Raw genomic sequence first — 14,336 nt, 5'->3', positions numbered from 1 at the left:
GCTCCCAGCATGGCGGCATGACTACGACAACCAGTGCGATCGAGGCCGCCGGAGTGCGCAAGGCGTACGGCGACCATGAGGTGGTCGCGGGACTCGACCTCACCGTCCCCGCGGGCACCGTCTACGCCCTGCTCGGGCCCAACGGGGCGGGCAAGACCACCACGGTCCGGATCCTGTCCACCCTGCTGCCCGCGGACGCCGGTGACATCCGGGTCGCCGGGTACGACGTACGCCGCGAGGCCGACCTGGTGCGCGCGTCGATCGGGGTGACCGGACAGTTCTCCGCCGTGGACGCGCTCCTGACCGGGCGGGAGAATCTGCGGATGATGGCCGACCTCGGCCATCTCGACCCCGCCCACGCGCGCGCCGTGGTCGGACGGCTCCTCGAACGGTTCGGTCTGTCGGATGCCGCCGACCGGCGCGCGGCGACGTACTCCGGCGGCATGAAGCGGCGCCTCGACCTGGCGATGACCCTCGTGGCCGGGCCCCGGCTGATCTTCCTCGACGAACCGACCACCGGCCTCGATCCGCGCAGCCGCCGTGACCTGTGGGAGACCGTGCGGGGCCTGGTGGCGGACGGGGTCACCGTCTTCCTCACCACCCAGTACCTGGAGGAGGCCGACCAGCTCGCCGACCGGATCGGTGTGCTCGACGGCGGCCGGCTTGTCGCCGAGGGCACCGCGGCCGAGCTGAAGCGGCTGGTGCCCGGCGGTCATGTCGAGCTTCAGGTCGCCGACGGCGAGCGGGTGGCCGAGCTGGCGCGCCGGCTGCCCGACGCGAGCGCGAACGCCGAGGCGCTGACCGTGACGGTGCCGCACGACGGCAGCCTCGCCGCGCTGCGCCGGCTCCTCGACGCGCTGGACGGGGCGGACGGGACAGGAGGCGGGATCGAGGACGGTGCCGTCACCGGACTCACCGTGCACACCCCGGACCTGGACGACGTGTTCCTCGCCCTCACCGGCCACGCCTCCGCCGCCGCATCCAAGGCGGTGACCGCATGAGCACCGCCCGGCCGGGCCAGGCCGCGTACGCCCTTCGCGACTCGGCGACCATGCTGCGCCGCAACCTGAAGCACATGGCCCGCTACCCGTCGCTGACACTGATCCTCATCGGCCAGCCACTGCTGTTCCTGCTGCTGTTCGGCCATGTCTTCGGCGGCACCATGGGTGCCGGTCTGCCGGGGGCACCGGGCGGGGACCGCGGCGACTACCTGACCTTCATCACCCCGGGGATCCTGATGATGGCGGTGGCGAGTGTGTCCGTCTCCACGGCCGTCTCCGTCGCGACCGACATGACGGAGGGGATCATCGACCGGTTCCGGACCATGGACATCGCCAAGGTCTCCGTGCTCACCGGCCATGTGCTCGGGGCGATGATCCAGACCGCGCTCGCGCTCGTCGTGGTCGTCGGGGCGGCGTTCCCGCTCGGCCTGGAGACCGGGGCCTCGGCGACGCAGTGGCTGGGGCTCGCCGGTCTGCTGGGGCTGCTCGCCTTCGCCATGACGTGGTTCACCGTGGCGCTGGGGCTCGCGAGTCCGAACCCGGAGGTCGCGAGCAACTGGCCGATGATCTTCATCTTGCTGCCGTTCGTGGGCAGCGGGTTCGTGCCGGTCGAGACGATGCCGGGCGGGCTCCGGTGGTTCGCCGGGCACCAGCCGTTCACCCCGGTCATGGACACCTTCCGCGGTCTCCTGGCGGGATCGCCGGACGGTACGGACGCGCTCTGGGCCATCGGCTGGTGTGCGGTGATCGGATGGGCCGGCCACCTCTGGTCGCGGCGCCTCTACCGGACCCGTGCCGCGAACTAGGAGACTGATCCGATGCTGACCATCGGCGAACTCGCGTCGTACTCCGGGGTGACCGTCCGCGCCGTGCGGCACTACCACGCCAAGGGGCTGCTTCCGGAGCCGGAGCGCGACCACTCCGGCTACCGGCGGTACGGCGCCGACGCCGTGGTCGAACTGATCAGGATCCGGACGCTCGCGGACGCCGGGGTTCCGCTGGCGCGTGTGCGGGAGCTGCTGCGGGCCGACGAGGCGGAGTTCGCCTCGGCGGTCGCGGACATCGACCGGCGGCTGCGGGCGGAGATCCGGGAGCGGCAGCGGCACCGCGAACGGATCGCCCGCCTCGCCGCGGGGGACGGCCTGGCGCTGCCCGCCGATGTGGTCGGCTTCCTGGACCGGCTGCGGGCGCTCGGCGTCGACGAGCGGATCGTCCGGGTGGAGCGGGACGGCTGGATCCCGCTGGCCGCGCACTCGCCCGAGCGCGTCCCGGAGTGGCTGGCACGCAAGCGCGAACAGCTCGCCGATCCGCAGCTCGTCGCCTTCTACCGCACCCTGGGCGAGGCCCTGGACCGGGCCGACGACGACCCGCGCCTGGTGGAGCTGGCCGACGAACTGGCCGCCTACATCACGCGGATGGCCGACGAGCAGGGCGAGGACTACGTCGACGACGCCGACATCGAGCCGCCGTTCGCCCGGCTGATGGACGCGCTGGCATTCGACGCGGCGCCGCCGGCACGGCGCCTGATCGACTTGCTGAGGCAGCGGGGGTGGGCGGGCTGGACCAAGCTCGAACGCGTCGACCCGGCGCCCGCTCACCGGGCCGGAGGCTGAAGCGGCTCCCTGGGATTCTGTCGCGGCGGCTCGTCAGGGGCCGGGAACCGGAAGGCGGGGAAGGCGGGCGGGAAGAGTTCGGCGGCGGTGCGCCCGAGGACGTCCCGTTCGCCGTAGGCCGCCCGCATCTTCTCGAACAGTGCCTGGGCCTGGTGGCGCAGGCGCTCCGTGTCGATGCCGGGCAGCCGTCCGTCGACCAGCACGGGGCGGCCGTCCACCACGGAGTGCGTGGCGTTGCGGGCGCTGCCGTTGAGGAGCAGCGTACGTACGGGATCGTCGCGTACGCCGTCGCGGATGTCGTCCAGGCGGAACGCGACGAGGTCGGCACGGGCGCCGGGGGCGAGCCGTCCGAGGTCGGCGCGGCCCAGCGCCCGCGCGCCGCCGAGGGTGGCGGCCTCCACATAGGCCTCGGCGGGCGCCGCGTCGGCCCGGCCGTCCACGACCTTGGCGAGGTGCACGCCGACGTCCATGCCGCGGATCAGGTCCGGCGGGAACGAGTCGGTGCCGAGGCAGAGATTGATCCCGGCGCGGCGGTAGGCGCCGAAGGAGTGCAGCACGCTGCCGTAGCGCAGCGAGGTCTGAGGGCAGTGCACGACCGAGACCCCGGCGTCGGCGAGTACGGCCAGATCGCCGTGGTCCGCGCCGTGCACGGACGGATGGCGGTCGACGACGATGCCGTGCGGGACGAGGAGCCGGGTGCCGGACTCCAACAGGCCGGTGCGGCCGAGGAGTTCGATCGGTGTGCAGTCGTGGAGCCGGCGCACGAGTTCGCGCTCGGTGCCGCCCTGGAGGCAGTGCAGCCGGACCGGCACGTCACGGCGTCGGGCCAGTTCGGCGGTGGCGCGCAGCAGTTCGGGCGTGAGGGTCTCGATGCGACAGGGCAGGAGCGCGCCGTGCACGAGGGGATCGCCGAGTTCTCGTACGTGGTCCAGGAACCGCTCGGCGTCGCGCAGCCCGGCGCGGCCGCGCTCCTCGTCGAAGGCGACGTCCCGGCGGCCGTCGGGGCGGACGACGTTGACGCCGGAGCGATAGCTGGGCCCGAGGTAGCCGCGCAGTCCGATCCGGCGGGAGACCTCGGCCATGTCGACGAACTCGTCGAAGCTCTCGGCCCAGGCGCTGTGCGCCTCGGAGGCGATCGGCAGATAGGTGGTGATGCCGTGCAGGGCGAGCTGGACCAGCGCGTACGTACGGATCAGCGAGCGCTCGTCGGGGGTGAACACGTCCCGGCTGCGCCCGGCGTAGGCATGGGACCACTGGAGGCCCGGGGCGTGCTCGGGGGAGGCCCAGGAGTCGAGCACGAGGTGGTCGACGTCGGCGAGCGCATCGAGGTCGACGAGGCCCGGCAGGACGATCCGGTCGCCGAGGTCGACGTCCCGGTCGACGTGCCCGGTCCAGCCCCGGCCCACGTGCACGATGGTGTCGTCGTCCCAGACCACCTCCCCGTCGCGCAGCAGCGCGTGGCGGCCGCTCTGGTGGGCGAGGACGTGGGCGGCACGCCAACGGGTGCGCACGAAGGGACTCCTGACGGTCGGGGCCGAAGGTGACCGAGACCCTAACAGTTGGCATACCAAAGTGGAGCGGGGTGTCGCAGTGGGCGGCAGCGTGGGCCGGGCGGTCGCCGCCGCGATCTCCGATGCGAAAATGGCGGCATGACAGGCGTTGAGGAATTCACACCCGAGTCGGAGCGGGTCATGCGCACCCTGCGCGATGAGATCATCGACGGGACGCGGGCACCCGGCAGCAAGCTGGTGGAGCGCGAGATCGCCACCGAGCTGGGTGTGAGCAGGCTGCCCGTCCGCGATGCGCTGCGGGACCTGGTCAACGAGGGGCTCGTCACGCCGCGCCCGCGCACCTGGGCAGTGGTCCGCGAGTTCACCGCTTCCGACATCTCGGACCTGGACGAGGTCAGGTCCGCCCTGGAGACCCTCGGCTTCCGGCTCGCGGCCCAGCGGCGTACGCGGGCGGGGCTGGCCAAGCTCCGGGCCGACCTCGACGCGGAGCTGGCCGCCGCGGCGAAGGGTGACGGGGCGGCGGCCCGGCGGGCGGCGGCCGACTTCCACGAGACGGTCACCGAACTGGCCGACAACGCACTGCTGAGCGAGCTCCAGGCGACCTTGCGCAGCCGGATGCGCTGGCTGTTCGGGCAGCACGACGACTTCGCCGTGGTCGCCGCGGAGCACGAGGACCTGTACGGGGCGATCGAGGCGCGCGACGTCGAGGGCATCGGCGAGCTGGCCGTGCAGCACCTGGCGACCAGCCAGGCCGAGGCCGCGGCCCATCAGCGCAGGACGGCGCGATAGGGGCATAGGAGCCCGCCTGCCTCGCCCGCCCCCGTGAAGGGGGCGTCCGGGCGCGGCTTCGGAGGCCGCGCCCGGCGGATGGTATACCGAACAAGCCGCTGAAGCGGCCCGCCCTCGGCGTCAGGCGCCGACGAAGACGATGCCCTCCGGCACGTCGGCCCTGATCTCCGTGCCGACCCGCCGCGCAAGCAGGTCGTCCAGGCGCTCCAGGGGGCCGATGAGGGTGCGGCCGCCGGCCTCCGCGACGCGCACCGCCGCGTCGACCTTCGGCTTCATCGAGCCCTCGGCGAAGGCCATCTGGGCCAGGCCCTCCGGCGACGCGGTGAGGATGTCGCGCTGCTGGGGCGTGCCCCAGTTCTCACTGACGAAGTCGCCGTCGGTGAGCATGATCAGCATGTCCGCCTTGAGGTCGGCGGCCAGTGTGGCGCTGGCCGCGTCCTTGTCGACCACCGCCTGCATGCCGATCTGCCGGCCCTTGCTGTCGGTGCGCACCGGCACCCCGCCGCCGCCGACGCACACCACGAGCGTGCCGTTGTCCAGCAGCGTGCTGACCAGCGGCGCCTGCATGATCCGCAGCGGTTCGGGGGAGGGCACCACGCGGCGGAACGCGCCGCCGTCACGGGCGATGGTCCAGCGGTACTCGGCGGCGGCCTCCGCCGCGTCCTGCGCCGAATAGGTCGGGCCGATCAGTTTGGTCGGCCGTTCGAAGGCGGGGTCGGCCTCGTCGACCTCGGTCGTGGTGATGACCGCCGCCACCTCGCGCTCGCCGGCCAGCGCGTTGGAGAGCTCCTGCTGGATGACGTAACCGATCATGCCCTGGGTCTCCGCGCCGAGGATGTCCAGCGGATAGGCCGCCACGTCCTGGTAGGCGAGGTTCTGCAGTGCCAGCAGGCCGACCTGGGGCCCGTTGCCGTGGGTGATGACGACCTCGTGCTCGCGGGCCAGGCCGGCCAGGGCCTGACAGGCGCCCCGGACGTTGGCGCGCAGGTGGTCGGCCGTCATCGGTTCCCCGCGGCGGGCGAGTGCGTTTCCTCCGAGAGCGACGACGATGCGCATGTGTTTTCCCTTGCTGGTACTTGTGTTCGCTTATGGGATGCAGAATGGTATACCAATATTGGCGAACCGGAGGGGGAGCTTTCAGGCATGTACGAGCAGGGTCACGAGCAGGGTGAGGAGGGCGCGACGATGGTCCGCGGCGAGTCGGTCGAGGTGCAGGTGGACTCCGGTGACGCGCAGCTCCTGGACCGGCTGCGCACGCTCACCGGCCCCGGCTGCGTCCACTCCGTCTTCGCCCGCGTGGTCAACCTCCTGACCCCGCGCGGCGCGCTCATCGCGCTGGCCGCCCGCGACGGCGGCGACGCCCCCAGGACGCTCGTCACCGACGTCAGCGACTGGACGCAGCGGGGTCTCGCGGCCGACCAGGCCGTGACGTTCGCGCCCGGCAGCATCAGTCTCGAAACCCCGCACCGCCCCCTGCTCCTGACGACGGCGGGCGCCCGCCCCTGGGACGCCGCCGCACCCTCCCTCGCCCACCTCACCCCCGGCGGATACGCCGCCGCGGCCACCCTGATCGACCGCCTGAACCGCACCTACGGCTCCCGCGGCGGCATGCTCGGCGCCCGCCCCTACGCCGGGCCGATGGAGACCGCCGTGGTCCGTGCCCTGCACGAAGGGCGCGCGGTCCTGCTCGCCGCGCTGCGCACCGGGGACGACGCCGGGATGCGCCGGGGCGTCCTCGCGCTCCTCGGCCTCGGCCCCGGACTGACCCCGGCGGGCGACGACTTCCTGACCGGCGTCACCCTGCTCGCCGCCCTCCCCGGCAGCGCGCTCGGCGGCTTCGTGCCGGTGCTGCGTGGCGTCCTCGCCGAGCACGCCGGGCGCACCACGGACCTCTCCGCTGCGACGCTCCACGAAGCCGCCGACGGCCGGGCCCGCTCCGAACTCCTCGACGTCCTGAGGCTGTTGGCCACCGGCAGCCCGTCGCGGGATCTGCACGCTCCTGTCCACAAGGTGCTGGCCATCGGCCACACCTCGGGCAGCGACACCCTGTCCGGCCTCGTGGCCGGACTCCACCTGGAAGAAGAACTGCGAGGTCCGCTGTGAGTACCACCACAGCCGTCGTACGTAAGAACACGTACTTCGACTCCGTGTCCCTGATGTCCGTCTCGACCAAGGCCAACGCCCTGGACGGGGTGGAGCAGGCGTTCACCGCCATGGGCACCGAGATGAACAAGGGGGTCCTGGACAACCTGGGCCTGCTCACCGACGAGCTGCGGGGCGCCGAGAGCGGCGACCTCATGATCGTCCTGGTGGCCGAGGGCGGCGCCGACACCGAGGCGCTGCTCGCCGAGATCGAGGACCTCCTCACCCGCAAGGCCCCCGCATCCGCCGACGCGGGCCAGGTCACCTACCGGACCATCACCTCCGCCGCCGAGGGCATCGACGGCGCGAACCTCGCCGTGATCGCCGTCAACGGCGCCTACGCCGCCCGCGAGGCCCGCAAGGCCCTGGAGAGCGGCCTGCACGTGATGATGTTCAGCGACAACGTCGCCGTCGAGGACGAGATCGCACTCAAGGAACTCGCCCACGACAAGGGCCTGTTCATGATGGGGCCGGACTGCGGCACCGCCATCATCAACAATGTCGCGCTCTGCTTCGGCAACAAGGTCCGCCCCGGCAACGTAGGCATCGTCGCCGCGTCCGGCACCGGCTCGCAGGAGGTCTCCGTCCGCGTCCACGCGCTCGGCGGCGGCATCTCGCAGCTCATCGGCACCGGCGGCCGCGACCTGTCCGAGCAGGTCGGCGGCATCATGATGGTCGACGGCATCCGGGCGCTCGCCGCCGACCCGGCCACCGACGTGATCGTCCTCGTCTCCAAGCCGCCGGCCCCCTCCGTCGAGAAGAAGGTCCTCGCCGAGGTCGCCGCCGCGGGCAAGCCCGTCGTCGTCTGGTTCATCGACGGCTCCGAGGAGGCGGTCACCGCCGCCGGCGGCCACTTCGCCGCGGGCAGCCTCCAGGCCGCGGGCAAGGCCGTCGAACTCGCCGGTGCCGAGATGCCCGCCGGTGACACGTCGGACACCGCAGCCGCCGCCGAAGCCGTCGTCGCCCGTCTCGCCGAGGGCCAGAAGTACGTACGCGGCCTGTTCTGCGGCGGCACCCTGTGCGACGAGACCATGTATGCCGTGCGCGACGCCGGACTCGACGTCTGGTCCAACATCCAGAAGGACGCCGGCTTCCGGCTCCCGGCGGGCTCCGCCTCGCGCGGCCACACCTTCCTCGACTTCGGCGACGACGACTTCACCAACGGCCGCCCGCACCCGATGATCGACCCGGCCCTGCGCATCGAGCGCATCGTCGAGGAGGCCAGGGACCCCGAAGTCGCCGCCCTCGTCCTGGACTTCGTCCTCGGCTTCGGCGCCCACGAGGACCCGGTCGGCACCACGCTGCCCGCCGTCGAGGAGGCCCAGCGCATCGCGCGGGAGGCCGGCCGCCACCTGGAGGTCGTCGCCTACGTCCTCGGCACCGACCTGGACACCCCCTCCGTCGCCGCCCAGACCGCAGCCCTGCGCGCGGCCGGCGTCACCGTCACCCTCAGCTCCACCGAGACGGGCCAGTTCGCCCGCGAGATCGCGAAGAAGGCACAGGCATGACCACCGCGCAGAACCCCGAACTCACTCCCGCAGCCGCCCTGTTCGGCGGCGACCTGAGCGTCGTCAACGTCGGCCTCGCCATGTTCGACGCGGACATCAGGGCACAGGACGCCCAGGTCTCCACCCTCGACTGGACCCCGCCCGGCGGCGGCAACCCCGACGCCGCCCGCGCCCTCGACGCCCTGGAGCGGCCCGAACTCGCCGCGAAGATCGACGCCGCCAACGCCGAGGCCGTCGAGCGCATCATGGCCGCACGCCCGATGCTCGTCGGTTTCGGCCGCGCCCTGGACGTGGTCCCCGGCATGACGCCGACCACCATCCTGCACTCGGGCCCGCCCATCACCTGGGACCGGATGAACGGCCCGATGAAGGGCGCCGTCACCGGAGCCATCGTCTTCGAGGGCCTGGCGAAGGACCTGGACGAGGCCGCCGAGGTCGCCGCGTCCGGCCGGATCACCTTCAAGCCCTGTCACGAGGCGGACTCGGTCGGCTCGATGGCCGGTGTCACCTCCGCGTCGATGTACGTACACATCGTCAGGAACGAGACGCACGGCAACATCGCCTACACCAACCTGTCCGAGCAGATGGCGAAGATCCTGCGGATGGGCGCCAACGACCAGAGCGTCGTCGACCGCCTGATCTGGATGCGTGACGTCTTCGGCCCGATGCTCAAGGAAGCCGTCGAGTTCACCGGCCCGGTCGACCTGCGCCTGCTGCTCTCCCAGGCGATCCACATGGGCGACGAGTGCCACAACCGCAACGGCGCCGGCACCCTGCTCCTCTTCCAGGCGCTCGCCCCCGGCCTGCTCCAGTCGTCCTTCACGACCGAGCAGAAGAAGGAGGTCTTCGACTTCGTCGCGTCCTCCGACTACTTCTCCGGGCCCACCTGGATGGCGATGGCCAAGGCAGCGCTCGACGCCGCCCACGGCATCGAGAACTCCACGATCGTCACGACCATGGCGCGCAACGGCGTCGAGTTCGGCATCCGCGTCAGCGGGCTGCCCGGCCAGTGGTTCACCGGCCCCGCGCAGCAGGTCATCGGCCCGATGTTCGCCGGGTACAAGCCGGAGGACTCCGGCCTCGACATCGGCGACAGCGCGATCACCGAGACGTACGGCTTCGGCGGGTTCGCGATGTCCGCGGCCCCCGCCATCGTCGCCCTGGTCGGCGGCACCGTGCAGGAGGCCATGGGCTACACGCGCGACATGGGCGAGATCACCACCGCGCACAACCCCAACGTGACCATCCCCGCCCTGGACTTCCTCGGCCTGCCCACCGGCATCGACGTACGCAAGGTCCTGGACACCGGGATCCTGCCGGTCATCAACACGGCCATCGCCCACAAGGAAGCCGGCATCGGCATGATCGGCGCCGGCATCACCCACCCGCCCGCGGAGGCCTTCGTGAAGGCAGCCACCGTCCTCGCCGACGCCCTCGCCTGACGCGCGAGCGCCCACCCGGAAGCCCACACACACGATGAACACACACCACTCCGCCGCGGAGCAGGACGCCTCCGCGAGCCGGGAGCTAGACCCCGAGTACGAGCACAGCCCGGTCCCGCCGGACAGCCGCAAATCGCTGCTGACCGTCTCGGCCGTCTGGTTCGGGTTCCCGATGATCCTGACCAATGCCGTCCCCGGCGGCGTGGTCGTCGCCCTGCTGGGCTTCTGGCGCGGCCTCGCGGCCATCGCGGTGGCCAATCTCGTCATGCTCCTGTACGTCGGGATCCTCAGCCACCGCGCGGGCTCCACCGGCGAGAGCTTCTCGCTGCAGGCCTCGCGGACCTTCGGGCGCGGCGGCTACATCGTCGCCTCCGCGTTCCTCGCCACCATCGTGGTCGGCTGGTTCGCCTTCAACACCGGGGCCACCGGGGCCACCCTGCACCAGGCCTTCGGCTGGCACGAGCAACTCGTCGCCGTCCTGGCCGGGCTGGGGTTCATAGCCCTGACCTACCTCGGCATCAAGGCACTGTCCTGGCTGGGCGCGGTGGCCGCCCCGCTGTTCCTGGTCGCGGGCGTCGCCGCCCTGGTGATCGTCGCCCGCGACCACGACCTGGGCGCCGTCTTCTCGTACGACGGTGTGGGCGGCAACGCCACGCTGACCTTCGGCGCCGCGGTCTCGATGATGATGGCGACCTTCGCCGACTCCGGCACCATGACCGCCGACTTCACCCGCTGGTCGAAGAACGGCCGGCAGGCGGTGCTCGCCACGATCAGCGCCTTCCCCGTGGCCAGCGTCGTCGCCCAGGTCACCGGCGGACTCGTGGTCGCGGCGGGCGCGGTCGCCGCACCCGCCACCGCGGGCGGCGACTTCCTGCCGATCCTCACCGGCCAGGACTCCGCGACGCTGAACGTCCTTGCCGCGGTCTTCGTCTTCGTCAACCTCGGCTCCGTGTGCAGCCACTGTCTCTACAACGGCGCCCTGGGCTGGTCGCATCTGACGGGCAAGAAGATGCGCCTGATGACGGTCGTCCTCGGCCTCATCGGCACGCTCGCCGCGCTCGCCGGGGTCTGGGACCACTTCCTGGACTGGCTGGTCATCCTCAGTGTCTTCGTCCCGCCGCTCGGCGGAGTCCTCATCGCCGACCAGTTCTTCGCGCGCGGCGGCCGCGGCGCCATGGACGTCCGGCCGACGGCGACGGTGCGTCCGACCGCCTTCGCGGCCTGGGCGATCGGCGCGGCGGCGGCGGGAGTGGCCCACTGGTGGGCCCCGCAGCTCTCCGACGCGGTCACCGGTCTGGTGGTGGCGGTCCTGGCGTACGCGGTCCTGGAACGGGTCGTGGCCGCGCCCGCTCCGCAGGCCGCGTCCTAGGAGAGGGGGGCTACGACCCGCCGACGGCGGAACCGGACGGTGTGTGCCTGCGTTCGCGGCATGCCTTGCAGAACTCCAGGCACACCCAGACGCCCACGGCGGCGACGGCGAGCAGCACGGTGACGCCGACCAGGAACGGGATCATCATGGCCTGAGCCTAACCCGGCGTGGGTTCACCCACGCCGGGCCCCCGGTTCCGCGGACCGTCAGCCCGCCGCGAGGCTCGCGAGCAGCTCGGCGGCCGGCTTCGGGTGGACGAGCCAGCGCAGGTGCGCCGACTGGAGCGTCCGTACGTCGAAGGGGTTGTCCGGCGTGAGCTTGTCGGCCTCGGCGATCAGCCGGTCCTGCATGGCGGGCGTAATGCTGGCGTCGTCCGCGAGCCGTACGTAGGTCTTGGGAATCCGCCCCCACGTCGCGGCCTTTGCCCGGTCGTCGGACGTGCCGACGTCGAGGTTCTCGTCGGGCTGGAAGGTGTTCAGGAACGTACGGAACTCGTCGTCCGTGAGATCGGCGGCGAAGGCCTGCCGCATCCCGGCGAGCGCGCCGGGGTGGGCGGTCCGGAAGTTGGTGCGGATCAGACCGAGTTCGGCCGGGTTCCCGGCTATCGCCGGAGCGAACGCCGTCGGATCGACGTCGGCCATCTCAGGCTCGGCGTAGTAGTCGTTGACGTCCAGATCGACCGGGCACCATGCGGACACGTAGGCGATCCGGTCGATCAGATCCGGGCGGGCGTTGCCGGCCGCGGTGATCGTGACGCCGCCCCGGCTGTGGCCGACGAGGACGGTCGGTCCGTTCCGCTTGGCCCGCTCCAGTACCTCGATCACGCGGGCGGCGTTGTCGGCGAGGGTGACTCCGTTGATGGCTCCCGGTGCGGCGGCGAGCGCCTCGAGGTCCTGCGGGGCCTGATAGGCGGCGGGGTACGTCGCCTCGAACCCGTGCCCCGGAAGGTCGACCGCGACCGAACGGTGCCCGAGCAGGGCGAGTTCGGCCTGGAGCGGCGCGAACGAGAAGGAGTTCGCGAAGGCCCCGTGGACAAGGACGAATGTCGGCTGATTCTGCATTCCCGCAGCTTCTAACGGAACGATCTTCGGAACAAGCGGGTTGTCCCGGCTTCGCGGCGATGACGAATGTCATGCCGACCCATGACAGACCGCACTGCCGACCGGTCCGGACGGCCGGAAGTGTGGAGGGCATGGAAACAGTCATCGAAGCCGCCGACCTGAAGCGGCGATACCGGGGGTTCGAGGCAGTCCGGGGCGTCGACTTCACCGTGGCCCGCGGTGAGCTCTTCGCCCTCCTCGGCACCAACGGCGCGGGCAAGACCTCCACGCTCGAACTCCTGGAGGGCCAGGCAGCCCCGGCGTCCGGCACCGTCCGGGTGCTCGGCCACGACCCGTACCGCGAGCGCGCCGCCGTCCGCCCCCGCACCGGAGTCATGCTCCAGGAGGGCGGCTTCCCGACCGAGCTGACCGTCCTGGAGACCGTACGGATGTGGGCGGGCTGCACCAGCGGCGCCCGGCCCGCGGGCGAGGCCCTTGAACTGACCCGGATGTCCGAGCGGCGGGGCGTGCGCGTCAAGCAGCTCTCCGGCGGCGAGCGACGCCGGCTCGACCTCACGCTGGCCCTGCTCGGGAAGCCCGAGGTGCTCTTCCTCGACGAGCCCACGACCGGCCTCGACGCGCAGTCCCGCAGGGACACCTGGGAACTGGTCCGCGAACTGAAGGAGCAGGGCACGACGGTGGTGCTCACCACGCACTACCTGGAGGAGGCGGAGCACCTCGCCGACCGTCTCGCGATCATGCACGAGGGGACCATCGCCGCCTCGGGGCGAGTCTGCGACGTCGTCGCGGACCGCCCGTCACGCATCACCTTCGAACTGCCCGCCGACCGGTTCCTCGGCGAGCTGCCGCCGCTCGCACCGCTGGGCGTGACCGGACAGGAGACGACCGGTCAGCGGGTCCGCCTGGAGACCTTCGACCTGCAGCGCACCGCGACCGAGCTGCTGCTGTGGGCCCGTGACGAGGGCGTGGAACTGCGGGGCCTCGACGCCCGCTCGGCCACGCTGGAAGAGGCGTTCATGGCCATCGCCAAGGGCCTGGAGAGCGAGGAAGCACGATGACGACGTCAACGGCCCCCACGACGAACAGGCCCGCCGCCCCCGATGCGGCGAGGAGCGGCAGGCGCACCGCCGCCGACCGCATGGCCGCCCTCGGCCGCGCCGAACTGACGCTGCTCGTGCGCAGCAAGGCGTCCCTGGTCACCGCGGTCGTCCTGCCCAGCACGATGGCCTTCGCGATGCGCGGCATGGTCGAGGAACTGGACCTGGGCGGCACCGGCATGTCGGTGGCCACCGTCATGGTCCCGGCATCGCTGGCGACGGCACTGCTCTTCTCTGTCTACACCTATCTCGTCGGCGTGTACGTCCTGCGCCGCGAGGGCCTCGTGCTCAAGCGGCTGCGCACCGGCGAGGTACGCGACGCGGAGATCATCGCGGGCAGCGCGCTCCCTGCGCTGCTGCTCGCGGTCGTACAGTCCCTGCTCCTCGCGGTGGGCATGACCGCGTTCCTGGACGCGGCCGCCCCGGCCGCCCCGCACCTGGCCGTCGTCGGCCTGCTGCTCGGCTTCGCGATGCTGGTCGCGGGCGCGGCGCTGACCGCGGCGTTCACCCGGACGGCAGAGAGCGCACAGCTGACGTTCCTGCCGTTCCTGCTGGTGACCATGGCGGGCTCCGGCGTCTTCGCGCCGCGCGAGGTGATGCCCGACGCGATGGCCGACGCGGCGTCCTGGCTGCCGTTCTCGCCGGTGATGGATCTGCTGCGGGGCGGCTGGACGGGCGATCTGTCCGGTGCGGACCAACTCCGGGCGACGGTCCTCGCACTGGCCTGGACGGGCCTGGCGGTGTTTGCTGTGCGTCGGTGGTTCCGCTGGGGTCCGCGGGGCTGAGGACGGTGCAGGTCAGGC

At 72.0% G+C, this 14,336-nt stretch carries 14 protein-coding genes; 10 read left to right on the top strand and 4 right to left on the bottom strand.

Going from position 1 to position 14,336, the window contains the following annotated elements; genetic code table 11:
* Positions 1 to 17: 17 nt before the first annotated feature.
* Genes ACIBKX_RS25200 through ACIBKX_RS25190 form a run of 3 tightly spaced genes read left to right on the top strand, consistent with a single transcriptional unit; the run spans position 18 to position 2,614 of the window.
* Entirely contained in the window at positions 18 to 1,001 is a 984-nt protein-coding gene (locus ACIBKX_RS25200) for an ATP-binding cassette domain-containing protein (protein WP_363273154.1), read from the top strand.
* Complete coding sequence (locus ACIBKX_RS25195; protein ID WP_363273152.1) at positions 998 to 1,807, top strand: ABC transporter permease; 810 nt, start codon at positions 998 to 1,000, stop codon at positions 1,805 to 1,807. Before ACIBKX_RS25200 ends, ACIBKX_RS25195 begins: the two co-directional genes overlap by 4 nt.
* 12 nt (positions 1,808 to 1,819) lie before the next feature.
* Complete coding sequence (locus ACIBKX_RS25190) at positions 1,820 to 2,614, top strand: MerR family transcriptional regulator (RefSeq protein ID WP_363273151.1); 795 nt, start codon at positions 1,820 to 1,822, stop codon at positions 2,612 to 2,614.
* Here the strand turns inward: ACIBKX_RS25190 and ACIBKX_RS25185 are convergent.
* The gene (locus tag ACIBKX_RS25185; RefSeq protein ID WP_363273150.1) at positions 2,596 to 4,125 is read right to left on the bottom strand and encodes a chlorohydrolase family protein; all 1,530 of its coding nucleotides are present in this window, start codon (positions 4,123 to 4,125) and stop codon (positions 2,596 to 2,598) included. The two genes, ACIBKX_RS25190 and ACIBKX_RS25185, sit on opposite strands and share 19 nt — an antisense overlap.
* Positions 4,126 to 4,263: 138 nt before the next feature.
* On the opposite strand from ACIBKX_RS25185, the gene ACIBKX_RS25180 reads away from it, so the two are divergent.
* On the top strand, positions 4,264 to 4,914 hold the full coding sequence (locus tag ACIBKX_RS25180) for a GntR family transcriptional regulator (protein ID WP_363273148.1): 651 nt from the start codon (positions 4,264 to 4,266) through the stop codon (positions 4,912 to 4,914).
* A gap of 120 nt (positions 4,915 to 5,034) precedes the next feature.
* Here ACIBKX_RS25180 and ACIBKX_RS25175 read toward each other — a convergent pair whose 3' ends face one another.
* Complete coding sequence (locus ACIBKX_RS25175; protein WP_363273146.1) at positions 5,035 to 5,970, bottom strand: carbamate kinase; 936 nt, start codon at positions 5,968 to 5,970, stop codon at positions 5,035 to 5,037.
* 87 nt (positions 5,971 to 6,057) lie between these two features.
* Between ACIBKX_RS25175 and ACIBKX_RS25170 the strand changes: the two genes are divergently transcribed.
* The 4 genes from ACIBKX_RS25170 to ACIBKX_RS25155 are packed head-to-tail and all read left to right on the top strand — an operon-like array spanning position 6,058 to position 11,375.
* A complete protein-coding gene (locus tag ACIBKX_RS25170; protein ID WP_363273144.1) occupies positions 6,058 to 7,017 on the top strand; it encodes a DUF2877 domain-containing protein in 960 nt (319 codons plus the stop codon).
* Positions 7,014 to 8,564 carry an acyl-CoA synthetase FdrA gene (gene fdrA / locus ACIBKX_RS25165; RefSeq protein WP_363273143.1) on the top strand — a complete coding sequence of 517 codons (1,551 nt, stop codon included), beginning with the start codon at positions 7,014 to 7,016 and terminating at the stop codon, positions 8,562 to 8,564. Before ACIBKX_RS25170 ends, fdrA begins: the two co-directional genes overlap by 4 nt.
* Complete coding sequence (locus ACIBKX_RS25160; protein WP_363273142.1) at positions 8,561 to 10,006, top strand: DUF1116 domain-containing protein; 1,446 nt, start codon at positions 8,561 to 8,563, stop codon at positions 10,004 to 10,006. The genes fdrA and ACIBKX_RS25160 overlap by 4 nt, the downstream gene beginning before the upstream one ends.
* A 34-nt stretch (positions 10,007 to 10,040) precedes the next feature.
* Positions 10,041 to 11,375, top strand: coding sequence for a cytosine permease (locus tag ACIBKX_RS25155; RefSeq protein WP_363273141.1), 1,335 nt, complete (start codon positions 10,041 to 10,043; stop codon positions 11,373 to 11,375).
* A gap of 10 nt (positions 11,376 to 11,385) precedes the next feature.
* Here ACIBKX_RS25155 and ACIBKX_RS25150 read toward each other — a convergent pair whose 3' ends face one another.
* Both ACIBKX_RS25150 and ACIBKX_RS25145 read right to left on the bottom strand, forming a co-directional pair.
* Positions 11,386 to 11,523, bottom strand: a complete 138-nt coding sequence (locus ACIBKX_RS25150) for a hypothetical protein (protein WP_363273139.1) — start codon at positions 11,521 to 11,523, stop codon at positions 11,386 to 11,388.
* 58 nt (positions 11,524 to 11,581) lie between these two features.
* A complete protein-coding gene (locus tag ACIBKX_RS25145) occupies positions 11,582 to 12,436 on the bottom strand; it encodes an alpha/beta fold hydrolase (RefSeq protein ID WP_363273138.1) in 855 nt (284 codons plus the stop codon).
* A 131-nt stretch (positions 12,437 to 12,567) separates the two neighbouring features.
* Here ACIBKX_RS25145 and ACIBKX_RS25140 point away from each other — a divergent pair, with 131 nt between their 5' ends.
* Together ACIBKX_RS25140 and ACIBKX_RS25135 are read left to right on the top strand one after the other, a co-directional pair.
* Positions 12,568 to 13,494, top strand: a complete 927-nt coding sequence (locus ACIBKX_RS25140; protein ID WP_363273137.1) for an ABC transporter ATP-binding protein — start codon at positions 12,568 to 12,570, stop codon at positions 13,492 to 13,494.
* Positions 13,491 to 14,318 carry an ABC transporter permease gene (locus tag ACIBKX_RS25135; protein ID WP_363273136.1) on the top strand — a complete coding sequence of 276 codons (828 nt, stop codon included), beginning with the start codon at positions 13,491 to 13,493 and terminating at the stop codon, positions 14,316 to 14,318. Before ACIBKX_RS25140 ends, ACIBKX_RS25135 begins: the two co-directional genes overlap by 4 nt.
* Positions 14,319 to 14,336: the final 18 nt, after the last annotated feature.

Source organism: Streptomyces sp. NPDC050658 (assembly GCF_044457025.1).
Lineage (GTDB): Bacteria > Actinomycetota > Actinomycetes > Streptomycetales > Streptomycetaceae > Streptomyces.
This window is presented reverse-complemented; position numbering and strand designations above follow the sequence as displayed.